At 70.8% G+C, this 21,889-nt stretch carries 25 protein-coding genes and 1 tRNA gene; 6 read left to right on the forward strand and 20 right to left on the reverse strand.

The genetic code is table 11. The features are described 5' to 3' along the window. Positions 1 to 6: 6 nt before the first annotated feature. Both OHA37_RS19730 and OHA37_RS19735 read right to left on the reverse strand, forming a co-directional pair. On the reverse strand, positions 7 to 1,611 hold the full coding sequence (locus OHA37_RS19730) for an MDR family MFS transporter (RefSeq protein WP_266907052.1): 1,605 nt from the start codon (positions 1,609 to 1,611) through the stop codon (positions 7 to 9). 14 nt (positions 1,612 to 1,625) lie between these two features. Next, the gene (locus OHA37_RS19735) at positions 1,626 to 2,066 is read right to left on the reverse strand and encodes a MarR family winged helix-turn-helix transcriptional regulator (protein ID WP_266912920.1); all 441 of its coding nucleotides are present in this window, start codon (positions 2,064 to 2,066) and stop codon (positions 1,626 to 1,628) included. A gap of 179 nt (positions 2,067 to 2,245) precedes the next feature. On the opposite strand from OHA37_RS19735, the gene OHA37_RS19740 reads away from it, so the two are divergent. Further along, positions 2,246 to 2,485 (forward strand): hypothetical protein, encoded by a 240-nt coding sequence (locus OHA37_RS19740; RefSeq protein WP_266907054.1) that lies wholly within the window; start codon positions 2,246 to 2,248, stop codon positions 2,483 to 2,485. Positions 2,486 to 2,500: 15 nt separating this feature from the next. On the opposite strand, the gene OHA37_RS19745 is transcribed toward OHA37_RS19740, so the two are convergent. From OHA37_RS19745 to OHA37_RS19790, 10 genes are all read right to left on the reverse strand, one after another. Next, the gene (locus OHA37_RS19745) at positions 2,501 to 3,310 is read right to left on the reverse strand and encodes a hypothetical protein (RefSeq protein WP_266907056.1); all 810 of its coding nucleotides are present in this window, start codon (positions 3,308 to 3,310) and stop codon (positions 2,501 to 2,503) included. 85 nt (positions 3,311 to 3,395) lie between these two features. Then, entirely contained in the window at positions 3,396 to 4,250 is an 855-nt protein-coding gene (locus OHA37_RS19750) for an RNA polymerase sigma factor SigF (RefSeq protein ID WP_243341827.1), read from the reverse strand. Between the two features lie 247 nt (positions 4,251 to 4,497). Next, a complete protein-coding gene (locus tag OHA37_RS19755; RefSeq protein WP_266912922.1) occupies positions 4,498 to 5,442 on the reverse strand; it encodes an RNA polymerase sigma factor SigF in 945 nt (314 codons plus the stop codon). A 394-nt stretch (positions 5,443 to 5,836) separates the two neighbouring features. Then, positions 5,837 to 5,998, reverse strand: coding sequence for a hypothetical protein (locus OHA37_RS19760; RefSeq protein WP_214954785.1), 162 nt, complete (start codon positions 5,996 to 5,998; stop codon positions 5,837 to 5,839). A 419-nt stretch (positions 5,999 to 6,417) separates the two neighbouring features. Continuing rightward, the gene (locus OHA37_RS19765) at positions 6,418 to 6,738 is read right to left on the reverse strand and encodes a hypothetical protein (protein ID WP_266907058.1); all 321 of its coding nucleotides are present in this window, start codon (positions 6,736 to 6,738) and stop codon (positions 6,418 to 6,420) included. A 121-nt stretch (positions 6,739 to 6,859) separates the two neighbouring features. Next, positions 6,860 to 6,946: transfer RNA gene (locus OHA37_RS19770), tRNA-Ser, on the reverse strand. Between the two features lie 57 nt (positions 6,947 to 7,003). Beyond that, positions 7,004 to 7,432 (reverse strand): tRNA adenosine(34) deaminase TadA, encoded by a 429-nt coding sequence (gene tadA / locus OHA37_RS19775; protein WP_266912924.1) that lies wholly within the window; start codon positions 7,430 to 7,432, stop codon positions 7,004 to 7,006. Positions 7,433 to 7,509: 77 nt separating this feature from the next. Continuing rightward, positions 7,510 to 8,109, reverse strand: a complete 600-nt coding sequence (locus tag OHA37_RS19780; protein ID WP_266907060.1) for a tRNA adenosine deaminase-associated protein — start codon at positions 8,107 to 8,109, stop codon at positions 7,510 to 7,512. A gap of 274 nt (positions 8,110 to 8,383) precedes the next feature. Further along, the gene (locus tag OHA37_RS19785; RefSeq protein WP_243341832.1) at positions 8,384 to 8,557 is read right to left on the reverse strand and encodes a hypothetical protein; all 174 of its coding nucleotides are present in this window, start codon (positions 8,555 to 8,557) and stop codon (positions 8,384 to 8,386) included. Between the two features lie 145 nt (positions 8,558 to 8,702). Then, positions 8,703 to 9,716 (reverse strand): universal stress protein, encoded by a 1,014-nt coding sequence (locus OHA37_RS19790; RefSeq protein WP_266907064.1) that lies wholly within the window; start codon positions 9,714 to 9,716, stop codon positions 8,703 to 8,705. Positions 9,717 to 9,924: 208 nt separating this feature from the next. Here OHA37_RS19790 and upp point away from each other — a divergent pair, with 208 nt between their 5' ends. Next, complete coding sequence (gene upp, locus OHA37_RS19795; protein ID WP_250738518.1) at positions 9,925 to 10,560, forward strand: uracil phosphoribosyltransferase; 636 nt, start codon at positions 9,925 to 9,927, stop codon at positions 10,558 to 10,560. Between the two features lie 73 nt (positions 10,561 to 10,633). Here the strand turns inward: upp and OHA37_RS19800 are convergent, their stop codons facing one another. Together OHA37_RS19800 and OHA37_RS19805 are read right to left on the reverse strand one after the other, a co-directional pair. Next, positions 10,634 to 11,284 carry a LytR C-terminal domain-containing protein gene (locus OHA37_RS19800; protein ID WP_266907068.1) on the reverse strand — a complete coding sequence of 217 codons (651 nt, stop codon included), beginning with the start codon at positions 11,282 to 11,284 and terminating at the stop codon, positions 10,634 to 10,636. 111 nt (positions 11,285 to 11,395) lie between these two features. Continuing rightward, positions 11,396 to 11,692, reverse strand: coding sequence for a type II toxin-antitoxin system VapB family antitoxin (locus OHA37_RS19805; RefSeq protein ID WP_112446725.1), 297 nt, complete (start codon positions 11,690 to 11,692; stop codon positions 11,396 to 11,398). Between the two features lie 87 nt (positions 11,693 to 11,779). On the opposite strand from OHA37_RS19805, the gene OHA37_RS19810 reads away from it, so the two are divergent. Both OHA37_RS19810 and opcA read left to right on the forward strand, forming a co-directional pair. Further along, entirely contained in the window at positions 11,780 to 13,351 is a 1,572-nt protein-coding gene (locus OHA37_RS19810) for a helicase HerA-like domain-containing protein (protein WP_266907072.1), read from the forward strand. Positions 13,352 to 13,405: 54 nt separating this feature from the next. Continuing rightward, positions 13,406 to 14,341, forward strand: a complete 936-nt coding sequence (opcA, locus tag OHA37_RS19815; protein ID WP_266907074.1) for a glucose-6-phosphate dehydrogenase assembly protein OpcA — start codon at positions 13,406 to 13,408, stop codon at positions 14,339 to 14,341. Here the strand turns inward: opcA and OHA37_RS19820 are convergent. Both OHA37_RS19820 and OHA37_RS19825 read right to left on the reverse strand, forming a co-directional pair. Next, entirely contained in the window at positions 14,287 to 14,763 is a 477-nt protein-coding gene (locus tag OHA37_RS19820) for a cupin domain-containing protein (RefSeq protein WP_266907076.1), read from the reverse strand. The two genes, opcA and OHA37_RS19820, sit on opposite strands and share 55 nt — an antisense overlap. A 54-nt stretch (positions 14,764 to 14,817) precedes the next feature. Next, complete coding sequence (locus OHA37_RS19825) at positions 14,818 to 15,444, reverse strand: HhH-GPD-type base excision DNA repair protein (RefSeq protein ID WP_266907078.1); 627 nt, start codon at positions 15,442 to 15,444, stop codon at positions 14,818 to 14,820. A 109-nt stretch (positions 15,445 to 15,553) separates the two neighbouring features. On the opposite strand from OHA37_RS19825, the gene OHA37_RS19830 reads away from it, so the two are divergent. After that, on the forward strand, positions 15,554 to 16,366 hold the full coding sequence (locus OHA37_RS19830; protein WP_266907080.1) for a VOC family protein: 813 nt from the start codon (positions 15,554 to 15,556) through the stop codon (positions 16,364 to 16,366). 58 nt (positions 16,367 to 16,424) lie between these two features. On the opposite strand, the gene OHA37_RS19835 is transcribed toward OHA37_RS19830, so the two are convergent. Next, positions 16,425 to 16,772 (reverse strand): DoxX family protein, encoded by a 348-nt coding sequence (locus tag OHA37_RS19835; RefSeq protein WP_266907082.1) that lies wholly within the window; start codon positions 16,770 to 16,772, stop codon positions 16,425 to 16,427. Positions 16,773 to 17,049: 277 nt separating this feature from the next. Between OHA37_RS19835 and OHA37_RS19840 the strand changes: the two genes are divergently transcribed. Further along, complete coding sequence (locus tag OHA37_RS19840; RefSeq protein WP_266907084.1) at positions 17,050 to 17,469, forward strand: TOBE domain-containing protein; 420 nt, start codon at positions 17,050 to 17,052, stop codon at positions 17,467 to 17,469. 10 nt (positions 17,470 to 17,479) lie between these two features. Here OHA37_RS19840 and OHA37_RS19845 read toward each other — a convergent pair whose 3' ends face one another. The 3 genes from OHA37_RS19845 to OHA37_RS19855 all read right to left on the reverse strand — a co-directional run bounded on the left by OHA37_RS19845 (position 17,480) and on the right by OHA37_RS19855 (position 21,694). Next, a complete protein-coding gene (locus OHA37_RS19845) occupies positions 17,480 to 17,926 on the reverse strand; it encodes a molybdopterin-dependent oxidoreductase (RefSeq protein WP_266907086.1) in 447 nt (148 codons plus the stop codon). 166 nt (positions 17,927 to 18,092) lie between these two features. Next, the gene (locus OHA37_RS19850; RefSeq protein ID WP_266907088.1) at positions 18,093 to 20,870 is read right to left on the reverse strand and encodes a molybdopterin-dependent oxidoreductase; all 2,778 of its coding nucleotides are present in this window, start codon (positions 20,868 to 20,870) and stop codon (positions 18,093 to 18,095) included. Further along, positions 20,867 to 21,694, reverse strand: a complete 828-nt coding sequence (locus OHA37_RS19855; protein WP_266907089.1) for an FAD binding domain-containing protein — start codon at positions 21,692 to 21,694, stop codon at positions 20,867 to 20,869. Before OHA37_RS19855 ends, OHA37_RS19850 begins: the two co-directional genes overlap by 4 nt. Between the last annotated feature and the right edge of the window lie 195 nt (positions 21,695 to 21,889).

The following is a 21,889-nucleotide window of genomic DNA, read 5'->3' on the forward strand; positions in this document are numbered from 1 at the left end:
GCCCGGCTACTCCGCCGGGGCGGAGGCCGGCTCGTGGACCGCCGGCTTCGACCTCAGGGCGACCTCCTTGATGAACACCACCAGCACCAGCGAGAGCAGCGCGGTGGGGGCGGCGTAGAGGAAGACGTCGCCGACGCCGTGCCCGTACGCGGACTCGACGACCGTGCGGAAGGGCTCGTGCAGCTGGGCGAGGTCGGGGATCGCGCCCCCGCCGGTGCCGCCGTGGCCCATCGCCGCCGCCTTCGGGCCGAGCTCGGCCAGACCGTCCTTGACGTAGTGGGTGACCCGGTTGGCCATGACCGCGCCGAGCGCGGAGACGCCCATCGCGCCGCCGAGCGACCGGAAGAAGGTGACGACCGAGCTGGCGGCGCCGAGGTCTTCGGGGGCCACCTGGTTCTGGGAGGCGAGGACCAGGTTCTGCATCATCATGCCGAGGCCGAGGCCGGTCAGCGCCATGAAGATCGCGATGTGCCAGTACGGGGTGTCGTACCGCAGGGTGCCCAGCAGGCCGAGTCCGGCCGTCAGGAGCACACCGCCGGAGACGAGCCAGGCCTTCCACTTGCCGGTCTTGGTGATCACCTGACCGGAAACGGTGGAGGAGACGAAGAGCCCGCCGATCATCGGAATCGTGAGGATTCCGGACATCGTCGGGGACTCGCCGCGGGCCAACTGGAAGAACTGGCTGAAAAACACGGTGCCCGAGAACATCGCGATGCCGACGAAGAGCGAGGCGGCAGACGCGAGGCTGATGGTCTTGTTGCGGAACAGGCGCAGCGGAATGATCGGGTCGCTCGCCCTGGATTCGACGAGGACGAAGAGCAAGCCGAGGGCGAGCGCGCCGCCGGTCATCGTCCAGGTCTGCCAGGAGATCCAGTCGTACGAGCTGCCGGCCTGGGTCACCCAGATCAGCAGGAGCGAGACGGCGCCGCTGATCAGGAAGGCGCCGAGCCAGTCGACCTTGACGTCGCGGCGGACGACGGGCAGGTGCAGGGTGCGCTGGAGCACGACCAGGGCGATGACGGCGAACGGGATGCCGACGTAGAAGCACCAGCGCCAGCCGAGCCAGCTCGTGTCGGTGATGACCCCGCCGAGCAGCGGACCGCCGACGGTGGCGACGGCGAAGACCGCGCCGAGGTAGCCGCTGTACCGGCCGCGCTCGCGCGGGGAGATCATCGCGGCCATGACGATCTGGGCGAGGGCGGAGAGCCCGCCGACGCCGATGCCTTGGACGACGCGGCAGGCGATGAGCATGCCGGTGTTCTGGGACATGCCCGCGACCATCGAGCCGAGGACGTAGATCACCAGGGATATCTGGACCAGCAGCTTCTTGCTGAAGAGGTCGGAGAGCTTGCCCCACAGCGGGGTCGCCGCCGTCATCGAGAGCAGGGCGGCCGTGACCACCCAGGTGTACGAGGACTGGGTGCCGCCGAGGTCGCCGATGATCTGGGGCAGGGCGTTGGAGACGATCGTGGAGGACAGGATCGCCACGAACATGCCGAGCATCAGCCCGGAGAGCGCCTTCATGATCTGCGGGTGGGTCATGGGCGGGCTGTCGGACGCGGTCTCCGGCCGGCCGCCTCCCCGCACACCGGTGGGTGTGGTCGTAGCCATGTGTTTCCTTCGGTCTAGCTGTCTGGAAGCGTGAAGCTCGACCGGAGTCGGGCCAGCAGGATGTTCAGGTGGTCGATGTCCGCGTCGGACCAGTCGGCCAGGGCTTTCTCCAGCGCGTCGGTGTGGCGGGTGCCGAGCTCGGCGAGGAGCGCGCGGCCTGCCGGGGTCGGGCGCAGGATCCGGCAGCGGGCGTCGCCGGGGTCGGTGTCACGGGTGATCCAGCCGCGGTCGGCGGTGTGCGCGACGTGCCGGCTGGTCACCGAGATGTCGATGGCCAGGTGCTCCGCCAGGCGGCTGAGCCGCATCTCGCCGTGGCGGTCGAGCACCGTGAGCACGGCCGCCGAACCGGGAGGGCAGTCGGAGGGCAGGAGGCGGGCGAGGTCGCGCTTGACGGCGCCGATGCCGGTGAGCTGACGGGCCAGCTCGGCGTGACGCGTGGCAGGCGTGGCAGCCATCGCCGGCATGGCGGCCATGGCAGGTGCGGGCGCTACGAGCGCCACGGGCGGTGCGGTCACCGGGACCCCCCTCCGAATGTCGTTGCTTCGGGCAACCATAGAATCAGATGGTTGTTACAGGCAAATGAATCGGAGGCCTGGGCGGTAAAGGAATGGGAAAACCGGCTAGGGTCCTGCGCATGGCTGCGAATCACGACTCGAACCACAACTCACAGGCTCCCCAGGGCGACTACGACCCCGCGGGCAGCACTCAGATGTTCCGGGCGTTCGTCGAGGAGCCGGTACCGGCCCCCGCCGTCCCGGGCTCGCGCATGCAGAACCGTGCCGCCCGCAAGTCGGGCTCGGGCGCGGGCCTGTGGATCGGCGTCGGCATCGCCGCGGTGATCCTGATCGCCGTGGTGGCCTGGCTCGCGCTCTGAGGCTCGGCCGCCCGCTCAGTTCCAGGTGGCCGTGACCTTCTGGGTCTCCACGCGCATGCCCAGGGGGACGCGCCAGGATTCGACGCAGATCCGGTAGGTCTGCGTCTTCGTCGTGCCGCCCGCGATCGGGGCGGGCAGCGGCTGGGTCGAGTTGATGGTGGCCCAGTCGACGCCAAGGGCCCCGATGATGTGCGTCGCGAAGCTCACCGTGCCCGAACGGGCCGCGGTGCCTCCGGTGTTGGTGAAGGCCACCGTGACCTGCTCGCACCAGCGTTCCGCCGTGGCGGTACGGGTGGGCGCGCCGATGCTCAGCTTCGCCGGCGTGGCCGGAGGCCGCGAGGGCGTGGACGGGGCCGGCTTCGGGGGCGGGCTGGACGGAGTGCCGGGATTGGCGCCCGGGCCGGTGGGAGGCGTCGTGCCGGGTGCGGTGCCGGGAGGGTTCCCGGAGCCGCCGGGGTCGGTGGCCCCGCTTCCGCCCGGGGTGGAGCCGCCGGAGGGCTGGGTCCCCGGGGCGTCGGGCTGCGTACTGCCCGGGACCCCGCCCGGAGTGCCGGTCGGTGCGCCGGCCGACGGGATGTCCGCCGAGGTGCTGCCCGACGGAGCGCCGGCGGCCGCGGAGGATCCGGGGGCCGCCTGCGGGAGCGACTGGAACTCGACCCCGGCCTTGGGCGCGACGTTCTCCCCGGCACCCCGCTCCGGGCCCGGAGCCGCCGCGCCGACGGCCACGTAGCCCTCGCGCGCCGGGCCTGCGCAACCGGTCAGGGCGGCGGTGGCGGCCGTGGCGCACAGGACGAGCAGGGCGGCTGGCCGGGATACCTTTCGCATCCCGGCAGTTTTCCTGACGTGCCGTCAATTGGGAAGCGGGTGCGGTGGATTGCCCGAGCGCACCCGCACCCGGTGACCGCTGTGGCTACTCGCCGATCAGGCCGACGCGGAGCTGCGCGAGCGTGCGCGTCAGCAACCGGGAGACGTGCATCTGGGAGATGCCGACCTCCTCGCCGATCTGCGACTGGGTCATGTTCGCGAAGAACCGCAGCATGATGATCTGCCGTTCCCGGGGCGGGAGCTTGGCCAGCAGCGGCTTGAGCGACTCGCGGTACTCGACGCCCTCCAGCGCGGTGTCCTCGTACCCGAGCCGGTCCGCGAGCGAGCCCTCGCCGCCCTCGTCCTCGGGGGAGGGCGAGTCGAGCGAGGAGGCGGTGTACGCGTTGCCCACGGCGAGGCCGTCGACGACGTCCTCCTCCGAGACCCCGAGCACGGCCGCGAGCTCCGGCACGGTCGGCGAGCGGTCGAGCTTCTGGGCGAGCTCGTCACTGGCCTTGGTGAGGGCCAGGCGCAGTTCCTGGAGCCGGCGCGGGACGCGCACGGACCAGGAGGTGTCCCGGAAGAACCGTTTGATCTCACCGACGACCGTCGGCATGGCGAAGGTCGGGAACTCCACCCCGCGTTCGCAGTCGAACCGGTCGATGGCCTTGATCAGCCCGATCGTGCCGACCTGGACGATGTCCTCCATCGGCTCGTTGCGGCTGCGGAAACGGGCCGCGGCGTAGCGCACGAGGGGGAGGTTCAGCTCGATCAGGGTGTCGCGCACGTAGGTCCGCTCGGGACTGTCCGCGTCGAGGCCGGCGAGCCGCTTGAAGAGGGAGCGGGAGAGGGTGCGGGTGTCGATCCGGGTGTCGATGGCTTCCGAGCGGTGGGACACTGCCGGCACTTCACGCTGCTTGACGAGCGTGAGCACCTGTGAGCTGCCCTGGTCTACGGACATGCCACCCCCTTGAGGTCGCGGACGGTTCGCGCTTCATCTGCGCGCCCGTCGGAGGAACGCAGCCTCCACCTGAATACCGGAGGCGGGGCTGCGGCAAACGCGGTTCCAGCAGAATGTCACATGTCGGCAACACGCTGTAGCGCCATGTCGACAAGTATCTCCAGCGACAGAACACGTTAGGCCTGCTCTAGGGCGGGAATCTGGCGCTCTGTCCGGAAACGCGGAGAATGATCTCCACTCGATCCGGTTAGGCCTCGATCCTGTTTGCGGATCTCAGCCGGGCGAAGCTCCGGGCGAGGAGTCGGGAGACGTGCATCTGGGAGACGCCGAGCTCGGCGCTGATCTGCGACTGGGTCAGATTGTTGTAGTACCGCAGGAGGAGGATCCGCTGCTCGCGCTCGGGCAGTTGTACGAGCAGGTGGCGGACCAGGTCGCGGTGTTCCACGCCGGCCAGCTCGGGGTCCTCGTAGCCGAGGCGGTCGAGCAGGCCGGGGAGCCCGTCGCCCTCCTGGGCGGCCTCCAGGGAGGTCGCGTGGTAGCTGCGGCCGGCCTCGATGCAGGAGAGCACCTCGTCCTCGCTGATGCGCAGCCGCTCGGCGATCTCGGGGGTGGTCGGGGTGCGGCCGTGCGCGGTGGTGAGGTCCTCGGTGGCGGCGTTGACCTGGACCCACAGCTCGTGGAGGCGGCGCGGTACGTGGACGGTGCGGACGTTGTCGCGGAAGTACCGCTTGATCTCGCCCACGACGGTCGGCATCGCGAAGGTCGGGAACTGCACCCCGCGCTCGGGGTCGAACCGGTCGATCGCGTTGATCAGCCCGATCGTGCCGACCTGGATCACGTCCTCCATGGGCTCGTTGCGGCTGCGGAAGCGGGCCGCCGCGTACCGGACGAGCGGGATGTTGGCCTCGATGAGGGCGCCGCGCACCCGGGAGTGCTCGCTGGTGCCCGGCTGCAGGTCCTTCAGCTGCCCGAACAGGACCTGGGTGAGCGCCCGGGTGTCGGCACCCCGGCTCTGCGGCCTGGGGGCGACCGGGGCCTCCTCGGGGGCCTCCTGCTGGGGCGGTACGTGGGATTCCGGCGCCGGGGGCTGCGCGAGGGACTCCGGCGCCGCGGGCTGCGCGTGGGGCTGCGCCGGGGCGGGCGGGGAGGCCTGGGGCGGGGCCTGGGGCGGGGCCTGGTGCGGAGCCGGCACCGGGGCCTGCGGGGACCCCTGGTGCGGGCCCTGGTGAGGAGCCTGTGGGGAGCCCTGGTGCGGAGCCCGTTCGGATTCCCGGTGCGGAGCCTGGCCGGTTTCCCGGTGCGGTTCCTGTGGGTGCTCCTGCTGCGGGTCCTGCTGGGGCGGCACCTCGGGCGCAGTACTGGCCGGCACGGTCACGCCACCCCTTCACTTCACGTCATCAACTCATCCGTCAAAAGCGGTCATAGCATCACAAGACATGTGCACTGTGTGCAAGCACCGTATATCGCCGTGTTGAGGGCAAGTTGGGCATAACAGGGCATCCTGCCCCGTATGTGGGAACGCAAAAAGCCCCCCACCCGTCGGAGTGGGGGGCCGGGAAGTCCGGAAACCGCTTCAGCGTACGGGTTCAGCGCACCAGTTCGGTCATGAACTCGCCGATCGCCGTTGCGGCATCCGAGATTCCTTGGAAGCCTATTTGCACCATATCGGCGGCTTTTTTGGGCTGAGTGATGATGACGAAGAGGACGAAGACGACGAGGGCGCCCGATATCAGCTTCTTGGTTTCCACGTGCGCTGTCGGCCTCCCCAACCGGTCCTGCAAGGTCGGGAGAGTCTAGCCGGTCGTGTTCGAACACTCACCTGGCCTTTAAGGACCAATGACCTGGCGGCACAGGCCCTTTGCCGGTGTGCCGGCGGCCCCGGACGGCGCAGTATTGAACACGAGCCCACCGGTTCTGGCAGGAAATCGGTGAGCGAGGGACAGGACCTCACTGCGGGGTCCGAGCCGCAAGCTTCCCCCCTGACTGCGGCTTGGACTGGCAGGTTCCGTCCTCATCGGGGGAAGTGGCTTGTCCCCCCGATGCCACTTCCCCCGTCCCAACCGTTGAAGGTCCCGACTCAGGTCGGGGCCTTCTTCGCGTTGTCCGCCGAACGGTGCGGGCTCCGTGGGCTCAGCGGGCTGCGGGCGCTGCGGGCTTGAGGTCCTGCCTACTCCAGCCCGCCGGCCAGGTCGGCGATCGGCTGGACCGGGGCGATCACGGGCGCGAGCTGGTTCGGCAGTTCCATCAGCTGGTTGAGCTGGTTCAGGCCGCCGCTGACCTGCCCGCCGATCTCCTGCACCGAGGACGGGCTCGCCCCGTCCGGCATGCCCTGCGGCGCCGGCAGGTCCGGAAGGGTGAGCGGGGAGATCGGGGCGGCGGAGGCGGCGGGAGCCGCGAGGCCCGCGGCGGCCCCCGCGAGGGCGATGGCGGCGAGGATGCGCTGGGTCTTGGTCATGCCGTGACAACGGCCGAGGGCGCGGGCAGTCACGCGGATGTCCCTCGGACGCCGGTAGCACCGCGCGCCCGGTGGTCCCGTAGGCCGGTGGTGCCGCACGTCCTGGGAAACGCCGAGAGCCCCGACCCTTGCGGGGCGGGGCTCTCGATCAGAGCGGTAGCGGTGGGATTTGAACCCACGGATAGCTTGCACCATCACACGCTTTCGAGGCGTGCTCCTTCGGCCGCTCGGACACGCTACCGAGAGAGAGCTTAGCCCAAGGAGACCCGTGCTCTGAAATCGATACGCGCGCCGGCCCTCAGAGCTCGCGGAAGAACTCCGTCAGCTGCCGCGCGCACTCCCCCGCGAGCACGCCCGCGATGACCTCGGGCCGGTGGTTGAGCCTGCGGTCCCGTACGAGGTCCCACAGCGACCCCGCGGCGCCCGCCTTCTCGTCGGACGCCCCGTAGACGACCCGGGCCACCCGTGACTGCACGAGCGCGCCCGCGCACATCACGCACGGCTCCAGGGTCACCACGAGGGTGCACCCCGGGAGCCGCCATTCCCCGAGGGCGGCGGCCGCCCGGCGCAGCGCCAGTACCTCGGCGTGCGCCGTCGGGTCTCCGGTCGCCTCCCGTTCGTTGTGCCCGGTGGCGAGGAGCTTCCCGTCCGGGCCGAGCACCACGGCGCCGACCGGCACGTCGCCGGCCGGCACCGCCAGGGCGGCTTCCCGGAGCGCCAGGCGCATGGAGTCCTGCCACGGGTCCCGTACGGGATCGGGTGCGTACGGGGTGGGCTGCGGGGTGTGGTGGTGCGCGGGAATCACTAGCGGACGGCCTCCAGGACCTCGGTGGCGCCGAGCGAATCGGCGATCTCCGAGAGCGCGTCCCCGTCCAGGGTCATCAGTTGTTTGTGGCTGACCCCGAGGTCGTCGAGCAGCCTGGGGTCGCCGAGCGGGCCGGCGGGTGCCGGTTCGGCTCCGGCCCGGACGTCCTCGTCCGCGTCGGTGTCGTCCGTGTCGTCCACGTATGCGTGGTCCCCCCCGTCTCTGGCGGCGGATCCGCCGTCCGGATAGGAGGCGATGACCTCGTCTTCGCCGTCCTCGGTGCCGTCGAGGTCCAGCTCGTCGAGTTCGTCGTCCTCGTCGTCCTTGCCGAGCAGCTCGTCGGTCAGCATCGAGCCGTAGGAGCTGCGGGAGGCGGCGGCGGCGTTGGACACGTAGTAGCGCGGGTCCTCCTCGCCGTCCACCCGGACGACCCCGAACCAGGTGTCCTCCTGTTCGATGAGGGCTACCACCGTGTCGTCGTCGACAGAGGCGGAGCGGGCGAGATCGATCAGATCACTCAGAGACTCGACATCGTCGAGTTCCATGTCGCTCGCTTCCCACCCGTCTTCGGTGCGCGCGAGCAGTGCGGCGAAATACACCGTGACTCTCCCACTGGTCATAGGCGTGCCGGTTGGAGTTCCCCCCGGCCGGAGGTGGGTGGGGGTGGAACGGCCTCCTGCTCGCCGTTTCGTACCCCGCCCAGTCGGCATCGTGGCAGAAACGGAGCCATTGCGAGAGGTCTTCCGCGCCGTGGCGCTGGCCGCGCGTGTTGTACGGGGCCTCGTGCCGGGGCCGGGACGGGGGCCGGACGGCGGCCGGACGGCGGGCCTACGGAGGCGCGGCGGGAGCTCGCCGGGGCCTCCGGCAGGGGCCTCACCAGCGGAAGGTGCGCATGCGCATCTGCTGGCGCATGCGGGCGGCGCGGGCACGCCTGGGCTGGACCCGGTCGCGCAGTTCCCGGGCTTCGTGCAGGTCGCGGAGGAACTGCGCGCGCCGGGCTCTGCGCTGCGCCGTCGTCTCCAGCGGCTCGTGATCGTCATCGGGCATGGGTCACCGCCCCTGGCTGGTCCGGTCCGGTCCGTCCCCCCGAACCCCCACCTTCCCTCGGACCGGCCGTTTGATGCCACCTTCTGTCACCACTCGGAGGGAATTCAGTCGGATTCCGACAATCCCGGCGACTCGGATGGCTCAGTCACGCGGACTCCTTCGGCGGCTCCTCCCGGGACTCCCCCGTGGATTCCCCTGTGGATTCCTCCGTGGATTCCTCCGTGGATTCCGACAGCGTCGGGACGATCGCCACCGGCCCGTGGGCGTGCTGCAGCACGGCGTTCGCGACCGAGCCGATCATCAGGGACCGGATGTGCCGGCGCGGGTGGTGGCGCCCCACGACGACCAGCGCCGCCGAGTTCGAGGTGGCGACGAGGCGCCCGGCCGCGTCCCCGGGCACCGCGGCCTGCTCGACGGGCACGGTCGGGTACTTCTCCCGGAACGGCGCGAGCCGCTGCGTCTGGGAGCGGAGCATCTCCCGCTCGGCCGGCACGGCGTTCTCGTCCTCCCCCACCAGCGCCTCCGGCGGGATCACCGCGAAGGGGCTGTCGATCACCATCGTCGGCGACGGCGGGATGCTGTACGCCGACACCACCTGCAGGGTGGTGGCCCGCGCGGCGGCCTCCGTGAACGCGAAGTCCAGTACGTTGTCGGGCGTCTCGGCGGCGTGCAGTCCCAGCACCACGCGCCCGGCCGAGGCCTGGGCGGCCGCGTCCACTCCGCGCGCTTCGTGCGCGACCACGACCACCGGGCAGGCGGCGCTGGTGGCCACGGCACGGCTGTTCGAGCCGAGCAGCAGCGCGGCGAAGCCGCCGCGGCCCCGGGAGCCCATCACCAGCATCCGGGCGCCCTCCCCGATGTCCCGCAGGGCCTCCGGGACGGAGCCCTCCAGGGACTCGTAGCGGACTTCGGAGGGCAGTCGGCCCCCTGCGGCCAGATGGGCCCGTATCCGCGCGCTGACGGGGTCCTCGGACTCTTCGGGCTCGGTGCGGTCGTACAGGGAGGAACGGCGTGCCGCGTACAGCTGGGCGCTGTCGGACAGGACGTGGGCGACGATGAGCCCGGTGCCGTGGCGCACTGCCGCAGCCCTGGCCCACTCCAGGGCCTTGAGGCTGTGTTCGGATCCGTCGACTGCGGCGATCACCATTGCGTGGGTCATCAGTCCAGCGTGCTGGGGGTCCGGGCGGGTCGCATCTCCAGGGGTTTGCGGGCGTGGCCGCCGCTTCGGGCGCGAAGGGGCGGGCGCAGCGCGTAGCCTTTTGGGTATGGGTCGCGTATTTGCGGCCGTTTTTGCAGGTGGAGCGGTCGCAGGTAGCGGCGTCGCAGGTCGCAGGTGAAAGCCCGGCAGCTGAGTCTTGGAGGATGTTGTGCGTTTGCAGGTCGTGGATCACCCGTTGGTGGCGCACAAACTCACCACCCTGCGCGACAAGCGCACCGACTCCCCCACCTTCCGGCGCCTCGCCGACGAGCTGGTCACCCTGCTCGCGTACGAGGCCACCCGGGACGTGCGCACCGAGCAGGCCGACATCGTCACCCCCGTCGGTCCCACCACCGGCGTGAAGCTCTCCTACCCGCGGCCGCTGGTCGTACCGATCCTGCGCGCCGGTCTCGGCATGCTCGACGGCATGGTGCGGCTGCTGCCGACCGCCGAGGTCGGCTTCCTCGGCATGGTCCGCAACGAGGAGACCCTGGAGGCCTCCACGTACGCGACGCGCATGCCGGAGGACCTCTCCGGCCGCCAGGTCTACGTGGTGGACCCGATGCTCGCCACCGGCGGCACGCTCGTCGCGGCGATCAAGGAGCTCATCAAGCGCGGTGCGGACGACGTGACCGCGGTGGTGCTGCTGGCCGCGCCCGAGGGCGTCGAGATCATGGAGCGAGAGCTGGCGGGCACGCCGGTGACGGTGGTGACGGCCGCGGTGGACGAGCGGCTCAACGAGCACGGCTACATCGTGCCAGGGCTGGGCGACGCGGGCGACCGCATGTACGGCTCGGCGGAATAGCCCGCGCACCACGTGAAGAGCCCGGCCCCCGCTGAGGGGCCGGGCTTTCTCTGTCAGTCGGCGGATCGGCCGGTCAGCACTTCTTCGCGGGCGGCGCGGGCTGGGGGTTGGCCAGGGCGGCCAGGGCCTTGTCCGCGTCGGCCTTCGGCGTGAGCTCCTTGAAGGCGTCGCCCAGGATCAGGTCGACGTCCGCGGTCTCGCGGGTGTCGGTCTGCTGGGTGGCGCCGGCGAGGTTGGTGCCGAGGACGGAGAAGACGGCCTTGTCCGTCTGCGGCGAGCCGACCAGTATCCCGGCGCCCGGGACCTTCTTGTCGAAGTCGGCGGGGGCGTTGCCGACCTTGCCGATGGCGAAGCCGCGGCTCTTGAGCTCGTCGCCCACGGCCTTGGCGAGGCCCGCGCGCGGGGTCGCGTTGTAGACGTTGACCGTGATCCCGCCGGGCGGCGGGAGGACGACCTTCGGCGCGGAGGCGGCGGCGGTGGAGCCCGCCTTGGGGGCGGGGGTGGCGCAGTCCTTGGCCGCGGCGGCGGTCTTGCGTTTGTCCGCGTCGCCGCCGAACACATCGATGAGCTGCACGGCCCCGTAAGCGATCAGGGCGAGCCCGATGATCGATCCGAGCACCAGGAGGACGATCCGGCGGCGGCGTCGAGGGCGGGACATGCGGGGGTAAGCCGCTCCCGTGACCTTGTACTTTCCGCCCATGCCAGGGGGAGTGAGCATGCTCATGTGCGCAGCGTAATGCCGACCGCTGCCGATGCCCACTGAATCATCTGTTGATAGGGCAAGACCGACCCGAAAGGCGCAACCGGGACCTATCCGGCACCCGGGAAGGGTGGATCAGCCCAGTTCGAGGACGCGCGCGTGCAGGACCTGGCGCTGCTGGAGCGCGGCGCGGACGGCGCGGTGCAGGCCGTCCTCCAGGTACAGGTCGCCCTGCCACTTCACGACGTGGGCGAAGAGGTCCCCGTAGAAGGTCGAATCCTCGGCGAGCAGCGTTTCGAGGTCGAGCTGGCCCTTGGTGGTCACAAGCTGGTCGAGCCGGACCGGGCGCGGGGCGACATCCGCCCACTGCCGGGTGGTTTCCCTGCCGTGGTCGGGGTACGGCCGCCTATTTCCGATGCGCTTGAAGATCACACGGAAAGCCTACCGGGCAGGGGCCTGCGGGCGCAGCCTTGCGATGACGGTGCAAAGGTGGCAAATAGGCTATTTCGGGAGTGATATATGAGCCAGAGCACCGACCCCGCGTCCCCCGCCGGCCAGATCGCCGCGGGGTACGCCTTCACCGGCCCCGCGCTCGATCTGGGGGCCCTGCTCTGGGACGGGGCCTGCCTGCCGGAGCACCAGATCCGCATCCCGCTGTCGATGCTCAACCGGCACGGACTGGTCGCGGGAGCCACCGGAACGGGCAAGACCAAGACGCTGCAGCTCATCGCCGAGCAGCTGTCGGCCAACGGCGTTCCGGTCTTCCTGGCGGACATCAAGGGTGACGTCTCGGGGATCTCCGCGCCCGGTACGGCCAACGAGAAGATCGGGGAACGGGCCAAGGACGTGGCCCAGGATTGGGAGGCCACCGGATGCCCCGCCGAGTTCTACTCGCTCGGCGGCATCGGCCCCGGAATCCCGCTCCGGTCCACCGTGACGAGCTTCGGCCCGGTCCTGATGTCCAAGGTGCTCCAGCTCAACCAGACGCAGGAACAGTCGCTGGGGCTGATCTTCCATTACGCCGACACCAAGGGCCTGGAGCTGATCGACCTCAAGGACCTGCGGGCGGTCGTCGCGTTCCTGGTCTCGGACAAGGGAAAGCCCGAGCTCAAGGGCATCGGAGGACTCTCCACGGTGACCGCCGGAGTGATCCTGCGGGCGCTCACCGCCTTCGAACAGCAGGGGGCCGCGGAATTCTTCGGAGAGCCCGAATTCGACACCAGCGAATTCCTCCGGACGGCGGCGGACGGGCGCGGGCTGGTCTCCGTACTGGAGCTCCCGGCGGTCCAGGACAAACCGCAGCTCTTCTCCACCTTCCTGATGTGGCTGCTGGCGGACCTGTACACCGACCTTCCGGAAGTCGGCGATCTGGAGAAGCCCAAGCTGGTCTTCTTCTTCGACGAGGCGCACCTGCTGTTCAACGGGGCCTCGAAAGCCTTCCTCGAAGCCATCACGCAGACGGTCCGGCTGATCCGTTCCAAGGGCGTCGGCGTCTTCTTCGTCACCCAGACCCCGAAGGACGTGCCGGCCGACGTGCTGGCGCAGCTCGGCAACCGGGTGCAGCACGCGCTGCGCGCCTTCACCCCGGACGACGCGAAGGCGCTGAAGGCGACGGTGAAGACCTTCCCGAACTCCGACTACGACCTGGAAGAGCTGCTGACCCAGCTGGGGACGGGCGAGGCGGTGATCACGGTGCTCAGCGAGAACGGCGCGCCGACGCCGGTGGCGGCGACCCGGCTGCGGGCCCCCCAGTCGCTGATGGGGCCGATCGACGCCGGCGCGCTGGACCAGGCGGTGAAGTCCTCGCTGCTCTACTCGCGGTACGCGGAGCCCGTCGACCGGGAATCGGCGTACGAGAAGATCAGCGCCGAGCAGGCCGCGGCGGAGGCGGAAGCCGAGGCGGCGGCGGCCGCCGCGGAGGCGGAGAAGCAGGCGAAGGCGGCAGCGAAGGCGGCGCCGAAGCCGGATCCCTCGCTGGCGGAGCAGGTGGTGGGCAGCGGGCTCTTCCGCTCCCTGGCCAGGTCGATCGGTACGCAGCTGGGCCGCGAGATCTCCCGGTCCATCTTCGGCACGGCCAGGCGGCGCCGCTGACCCCGCTCGGGGGATCCGTACCTGAGGCCCTGTCCGGCCTGCGAGACTCGGAGCATGCGGACCGAACTCACCGATACGACCTCCAGCAAGGTCAACCGGGCCCTGCTCGACGCGCGACGGGCCGTCGGGAGCCCCACGATGGGGCTCGTGCTCAACCTCCTCGTCGCCACGGACGAGGAGAACGCCTACGACGCCGTCCGCGCGGCCTCCGAGGCCTCGCGCGAGCACCCCTGCCGGATCATCGCGGTCATAAAGCGCACCGCCCGCGGCTCGCAGAGGCTGCGGCAGAACCGGCTCGACGCCGAGCTGCGGGTGGGCTCCGACGCCGGATCCGGGGAGATCGTGCTGCTCCGGCTGCACGGGACGCTCAACGAGCACGCGGGCTCCGTGGTGCTCCCGCTGCTGGTGCCGGACGCGCCCGTGGTGGCCTGGTGGCCCGCCGAGGCACCGGCCGCGCCGGCCCGGGACCCGCTGGGCGCCCTCGCGCAGCGCCGGATCACGGATGCCGAGGCGGCCGACGACCCGGTCGCCGCGCTCGACGTCCGCGGCGGTGCCTACGAGCCCGGGGACACGGATCTGGCCTGGACCCGGCTCACCCCGTGGCGCTCGCTGCTGGCCGCCGCCCTGGACCAGAAGCCGCTCCCGGTGACGGGCGCGGCCGTGGAGAGCGAGCCCGGCAACGCGAGCTCCGAGCTGCTGGCCCGCTGGCTGGAGGACCGGCTCGGCGTGCCCGTGGAACGGGTGGCGACCGAGGGCCCGGTCATCACCCGGGTCCGGCTGTCGACCACGGCCGGGGAGATCCGCGTGGACCGCCCGGACGGGGTCCTGGCCACCCTGCTCCTGCCGGGCAGCCCCGACCGCAAGGTGGCGCTGAAGATCCGCAGCAGCGCCGAGCTCATCGCGGAGGAACTGCGACGGCTCGACGCCGACGAGATCTACGCTTCGGCGCTGCGCTTCAGGCGGCCGGCCCAGGCGTCGCTCTCCGCGTAGTGGTTGTCGTAGACCGGCTGGCTGTCGATGATGTCCTGCACCGTGGCCTCGCCGGCCCGCACCCGGCCGAGCAGCCGGTAGTAGTCGAAGCGGCCCATGCCGGGGGTGAAGCCGACGAAGACCTCGGCGGTGGAGTCCGCGGCCGGGGCGAAGGCGTGCTTCACACCGGGGGGCACGGCGAGGAAGTCGCCCTTGGTCAGGGTGTGTATCTCGTCGCCGAGCAGGACGTCGAGCGAGCCGTCCGTGACGTGGAAGAACTCGGTCGCCTTGGTGTGGAAGTGCACCGGGGCACCCGCCGCGCCGACCTCGAAGGTGGCCGTGTTGCAGGTGAGCTCGGCGGTGTCGGTGAGCAGCGTGATGAGGCTGCCGGGGCCATCGGAGATGATTTCGGCACTGGCGGCGCGGGTCAGGTTCTCAGTCATGATCCCGAGCTTAGGGGCAGGGTCTGACAACGGGCGCGACACTCGCCCGAACTGTCAATTCCGTTTACTGGAACCGCTGGTGGCCGCTTTCTCCGCCTTCGCGGCGGCCTTCGCCTCCTGCTTGTGCGCCCGTACCTTGGCCAGTGACTCCGGACCGGTGATGTCGGCCGCCGACCGGTAGACGTTCGCCGGCCCGTACCCGCCGGCCGCCTCGCGCCATCCGCGCGGACGCACCCCGAACCGCTTGCCGAGCAGCGCCAGGAAGATCTGCGCCTTCTGCTCCCCGAAGCCGGGCAGGGCCCGCAGCCGCGCCAGCAGCTCGGCGCCGGTGTCCACGCCGGTCCACACCGCCGCCGCGTCCCCTTCGTAGTGCTCCACCAGGTACGCGCACAGCTGCTGCACCCGCTTCGCCATCGAGCCCGGGTAGCGGTGCACGGCCGGCTTCTCGGAGAGCAGCGCGGCGAAGGCCTCCGGGTCGAAGGCGGCGATCGCGTGCGCGTCCAGGTCGTCGGAGCCCAGGCGCCGGGCGATCGTGTAGGGGCCCGAGAACGCCCATTCCATGGGTACCTGCTGGTCCAGCAGCATCCCGACCAGCGCGGCGAGCGGGCTGCGGCCCAGCAGCTCGTCGGCCTCCGGCTGCTGGGCGAGCCGGATGGTGACGCTCTTGTTCTTGTCGTCCATGCACCCAGGGTCCCGCGCGGCGGTGCTCCCCGCGCGATTGTCAGACCCCGCGCCTAGCGTTGAGTACCGAGACGGGTCACGTCGTACACGACACGGGAGTCGATCGATCATGACTGAGTTCACGGAAGGCGCGCCCTGCTGGGTGGACGCGATGTTCTCCGACCTGGAGGGCGCGAAGACCTTCTACGCCGACGTGCTCGGCTGGACCTTCGGGGAGTCCAGCAGTGAGTACGGCAACTACACGCAGGCCTACTCCGACGGCAAGGCCGTCGCGGCCGTCGTCCCGCCGATGCCGGGGGCGGAGGGCCATTCGCAATGGTGCCTCTACCTCGCCTCGCCCGATGCCGCGGCCACGGCCGCGAAGATCAAGGCGGCCGGCGGCGAGCTCCTCATGGAGCCGATGCAGGTCGGCTCCTTCGGCACGATGGCCATCGCGAAGGAGCCGAGCGGCGCCGTCTTCGGCGTCTGGCAGCCGGGCGACCACAAGGGCTTCGAGAAGATCGGCGAGGCGGGCGCGTACTGCTGGGCCGAGTTCTTCTCGCGCGACGTGGCCAAGCCGGACGCGTTCCTCCCGCAGGTCTTCCCGTACGGAACCCAGCAGATGGACCTCGGCGACGACCCCGAGACGGCCGGGATGGACTTCAAGGTCTTCAGCCTGGGCGGCCCGGAGAACCCGGTGCTGGGCCGGATGAACATGGGCACCGACTTCCCGCCGCAGATCCCCTCGTACGTCCAGGTCTACTTCGCCGTCCCGGACTGCGACGAGGCGGTCGCCAAGACCCAGGCCCACGGCGGCAAGCTGCACTTCGGCCCGATGGACAGCCCCTTCGGCCGCTTCGCGGCGGTGGCGGACCCGCAGGGCGCGGCGTTCGCCGTGATCGACGTGGCGAAGACGGTCGGAGAGATGCCGAAGTTCTCCTGACGGGCGGAGCGAGGCGGGGAGGAGCGGGGGCCCCGTCGCCCCCGCACCCTCGTGCGCCCTACGCGGCGAAGCCGAGGGCGAAGGCGGCGACCACCGGGGCCATGTAGAGCACCGGGAAGGGGGCGTGGGCGTAGGCCCGGGCCCGGAGCACGGTGAGCACGGCGCCGGTGTAGTAGACGACCAGGCCGATGCCCGCGGCGACGCCGACGGCAGGGACGAAGAGGCCGGCCAGCAGGCCCAGGGCCCCGGCGGCCTTGGCCGCGCCGAGCGCGGTCCACCAGGCCTGGGGGACCCCGTACTGCTCCATGGCCTCCACGACCCACGGGGCGCGGCGCAGGAGCGAGTACCCCGAGAAGCCCGACATGGCGGCGGCGAGTACGGCGACGACGGTGGCGGCGATGTCCATGAGGGGCTCCTCGGTAGGCGGTGTCGCGTCCGGCGGTGCGGACGGGATTTTTTCTTCCTCACCGCACTGACCCGCGCCACCGCACGGATGTGACAGGAACCGCGAAGAGAACCCCGAAGATTCTTTTCCCGGCGCACCGGCCAGCCGCCCGGGTGGTTCCGGGTGGCGGATGCGAGGGGCTGAACGCAGGCCGCTCCGAGGCCGCCTAACTTCGATCTTGTGCGGTTCTCCCCGGGCCGTACGAACGGAACTTTCTACATAAGAGGTCGAACCACTCATGAGCCTGAGCATCCGCAACCAGATCGCCGGCACCGTCACCTCCGTCACCTCGGGCGAGGCCATGACGACGGTCAAGGTCCGCCTGGAAGGTGGCCAGGACATCACCGCCGCGATCACCACCGACGCCGTCAAGGACCTCGGCCTCGCCTCGGGCTCCTCCGTGAAGGCGCTGGTCAAGGCCACCGAGGTCGCCCTGGCCACCGGCGTTGTCGACGGCATCTCCATCCGCAACCAGATCCCCGGCACCGTCGTGGACATCGCCACCGGCGGCGCCATGGCGTCCGTCAAGGTGGACGTGAACGGCGGCGGGCTGACCGCCGCCATCACCAAGGACGCCGTGGAGGCGCTCGGCCTGGCCGCCGGGTCCTCCGTCGTCGCGCTGATCAAGTCGACCGAGATCTCCCTCGCGACGGCCTGAGGCCCCTGCTCTACAGCCCCAGGCTCGGCGGAGACAGCGCGCCGAACCACACGTGCGTGACGGCGCTGACGTAGCGCGCCCCGCACCGGTCCGAAGGGACCACCAGCTGCGCACCCGCCTCGTCGAGGTCCTCACCGTCGAGGCGGGTCGCCAGCAGTACCGGGCTCGCGCCGAAGTCGGCGTCCAACTCGGCCCAGGACAGCATCGAATGGTGCCCGTCCCCGCCGGTCACGGCGAGCAGGAACCGCGAACGGTCCTTGCGGCGGCGGACGTCGAAGGCCGGGCCGGCGGCCGAGATGACCTCCCGGAGCAACGGCCCCTCGAACACGTGGTGCTGCGGACCGTTCGTCGCGCAGTCGAAGGTGACCGCGGCCCGGTGCTGTGCCCAGTCCCGCAGGTCCGCGACGCTGAGCGTCGCCGGGTGGTCCAGGTCTCCGTGCAGCATGAGTTTGGCCATGGGTCACTCATGCCCGGCTGCACGTCTCCGGGAACCTCGTATGCAAGGTTCGGAGCTTGATATGAGCCGCACCTATGCATCTGATAGTCGATTCTACCTGGCAGATTCGAGTTCGCCGAGGTGTCAGGCCGCGGCGCCGTGCCGGACCAGCCGTTGACCAGGCGGTTCACGTGCGGCCGCCCGCCTCGTGGATCCTCTGCCAGACCACGTCCCGTGTCACCGGGAGCTCCGTGAAGCGGATTCCCGTCGCGTCGCGCAGCGCGTTGGCGAAGGCCGGGGCCACCGGGTTGAAGGGGCTCTCGGACATGGACTTGGCACCGAGCGGGCCGATCGCGTCGGAGGTTTCCATGAAGTGGACTTCCGTACGCGGGACATCGGCGTACTGCGGGAGCCGGTAGCGGCGGAAGGCGGCCGTGGTGACCTCGCCGCGCCCGTCCACCCGTACGGTCTCGAAGAGGGTGGCGCCGAGGGCCTGGGCGACGCCGCCCTCGACCTGGCCGCGGCACTGCATCGGGTTCATGACCTTGCCCGCGTCGGCCGCGTGGACGCTGCGCAGGATCCTCATCTCGCCGGTGTCCGGGTCGACTGCGATGCGGAACCACTGGGCGTTGAAGGCCACCGAGCGCGGGGAGCCGCCCCAGTGGCCGTCGGCCGCGATCTCCTCCAGCCGGCCCGTGTCGTACGCGGCCTCGTACAGCTCCTTGAGGGTGACCAGGCGGCCCGCGCAGTCGAAGGCTTCGGCGGACAGCTTGCACAGGTGCCGGGCCGCGCCGGTGTGGCGGGCGGCGAAGGTGGTGAGGCGCTCGGCGAGGGAGTCGGCGGCCAGCATGACCGCCTTGCCCGCCACCACCGTGCCGGCCGAGCCGAAGGCGCCGGTGTCGTGCCGGACCACGTCGGTGTCGGACTGGCGGACGGCGATGCGGTCGACCGTGGTGTTCAGGGCTCCGGCGGTGATCTGCTTGTGGACGGTGGTGGTGCCGTTGCCGAACTCGGCCGTGCCCACGGCGATGTCGTACGTCCCGTCCCGCAGCAGGCTGATCCGGGCGTCGGCGTAGTGACCGCCGGGAGGTCCGGTCGCGATCATCGCGACCGCCGTGCCCTGACCCGTGAGCCAGCCCTCGGGAACGTCCTCGTGGCTGCGGTCCTCGGCGATGGCCTTGCGGACGACGTCCATGCACTGCTTCATGCCGTACGAGGCGATGAAGAGGTCCTCCTCATGGCCGATCGGGGTCACCATGTGGTCGCCGGGGCCGATGACGTTCTTCTCGCGCAGGACGAGCGGGTCCATGCCGAGCCGGACGGCGAGCTCGTCCATCACCGATTCGAGGGCGAAGAGCACCTGGCCCAGGCCGTAGCCGCGGAAGGCGCCGGCGGGCACGCCGTTGGTGTAGACGGAGTAGGCCTCGACCTCCTTGTTCGGGGCCTTGTAGACGGCGAAGGACTCGCCGACGCTGTGGAACATCACCGCCGGGCCGTGGTTCCCGTAGGCGCCGGTGTTGGAGACGACCCGGATGCGGAGCGCGGTGAGGGTGCCGTCCGCCTTGGCGCCGATCTTGATGGTGATCTTGAAGGGGTGGCGGGTGGTGGCCCCGTAGAACTGCTCGGCCCGGGTGAATTCGAGTTTCACCGGGCGCCGCAGTTTCAGGGCGGCGAGCACCACGATGTCCTCGGTGAGCATTTCCTGCTTGCCGCCGAATCCGCCGCCCACGCGGCTCGCGACGACGCGGACCTCGTCCTCGTTCAGGTCGTAGAGGGCGCACAGCGCTCGCCGGGTCAGGAACGGTGCCTGGGTGGAGGAGCGGACGGTGATGCGTTCGCCCGGTGAGCCGTCCTCCTTGGGCTCGAAGTACGCGACGCTGCCGTGGGTCTCCAGGCTGGCGTGCTGTACGCGCTGGGTCTGGAAGGTTTCCTCGTAGACGACATCTGCTTCCGCGTAGCCCTTCTCCATGTCGCCGAGGGTGTTGTGGACCTCGCCGCACACGTTGTTCTCGGCGCGGAAGATGCCCGACTCGGGTCCCTTGGGGTGGATGACCGGGGCGCCCGGGAGCATGGCCTCCTCCGGGTCGATGACGTACGGGAGTTCCTCGTACGTGACCACCACGCGGCGGCACCCCTCCTCCGCGGCCTGCTCGGAGTCGGCGACGACGGCCGCCACGCGCTGGCCGACGAAGCGGACTACGTCGTCCAGGACCCGGGTGTCCATCGGGTCCTCGGTCGGGTGCTCGTGACGGGCACTCGAATAGAGCCGGTCAGGGGCGTCGTGGTGGGTGAGGACCGCGTGGACGCCCGGGACCCGGAGGGCTTCGCGGGTGTCGATGGAGACGATGCGGGCGTGCGGGTGCGGGGAGCGCAGCAGCTTCATGTGGAGCAGGCCGGGGACGTCGACGTCGAAGGTGTAGCGGGCGGTGCCGGTGACGACCTGGGGGCCGGCGGGGGCGCCGAGGCTCTTGCCGACGGCCTGCCCCGCCTCCGGGGTTTCGACGTGCTTCACCCCGCGTACGGCGTCCTCGATGGCGCGGTAGCCCGTGCAGCGGCAGATGTTGCCCTTGAAGGCGCGCGGGAGGTCGTCGAGCTTGCCGTCGTCGTGGGCGGTGCCCCGCTCGGCCTGGAGGGCGGAGGTGGTCATCAGGAACCCGGCGGTGCAGAAGCCGCACTGGAAGCCCTGGGCGTCGAGGAACTGCTGCTGCGCGGGATGGAGTTCGCCGCCGGGCGAGCACAGCCCCTCGACGGTGGTGACCGAGCGGCCCTCGGCGCGGACGGCCGGGTAGAGGCAGCTGTGGACCGGCTGCCCGTCGACGTGGACCGTGCAGGCCCCGCAGTCGCCCTGGTCGCAGCCCTTCTTCACGCCGAACCAGCCGCGCTCGCGGAGGTAGGTGCGCAGGCACTGGCCGGAGCGGGGCTTCTCCTCGAAGCGCCGCTTGTTGATCTCGATCTCGTAGCTCATCGGGAAACGCCCTCCAGCGTGAGTTCGGCCCGGATCTCCTCCGCCAGGCGCAGGGCCATGTGGCGCCGCCAGGCGGGCAGTCCGTGGATGTCGTCGAACCACTCCTCAGGCCGGACGGCGGAGTCGATCGCCGCCCGCAGCTCGGCGGCCGTGGGCGGCAGCGCGAACCAGAAGCGGAACGGTCGGGTCGTCGCGGCGGAGACGGTGACCGTGAGGGAGCCGTCGGCGGGGTCGGACGCGCCGATGACGAGGGCGCCGGAGCGGCCGAGCCCGTAGAGGGAGGCCTGGCGGAAGGCGGTTCGGCAGTCCAGCGCGCGGGCGGGCAGGCGGACCGAGCGGAGCAGCTCGCCGTCGCGGAGGTCCTTGACGCCGGCCCCGCGGATGAAGTCGGTGACGGGCAGGCGGCGGGTGGCGCCGTCCTGGCCCTGGAGGAGGACGGTGCCGTCGAGGGCGGCGGTGAGGGAGATCATCGGACCTGCGGGGAGGCCGTTGCAGAGGTTGCCGCCGACGGTCGCCATGTTCCAGATCTTGAAGCTGGCGAGGAAGGCCCGGCAGCACTGTTCGAAGAGCGGCGCGGCCGTGGCGGGCAGGGTCCGGCCGAAGCGGGACAGCTCGGTGATGGTGCAGGTGGCGGCGATGTCGAGGGAGCCGTCAGGCTGCCAGGACAGGGGTGGCCAGCCCATTCGGGAGAGGTCGACGAGACGGCGGATGTGGGGCTGGGGCTCGGAGAAGAGGTACGTGCCGCCGCCGAGCCAGGCGTCACCCGGACGCCAGGGTTCGCGGCGGCGGGCGTCGCGTACGTCGAGCACCGTGTTGAGGTCCATTTCCCGCCATCCTTTCCGTCGTTGTCTCGTCGCCGGCTCGTCGCCCGCGTGCCGCCCGCCCGTGGGTTTTCGCCGTTTTCCGTCGTCCCGTCAGTGAAACAACGCGCCGGGGGCGGGGGCGACTGGTCCCCGCCACGGAAAAACACCAGGGCCGACGGGGCCTGCCTGGTGAATCATCCAAGAGGCTGTTCGGAG

The sequence above is a fragment of the Streptomyces sp. NBC_00335 genome (genome assembly GCF_036127095.1).
Lineage (GTDB): Bacteria > Actinomycetota > Actinomycetes > Streptomycetales > Streptomycetaceae > Streptomyces.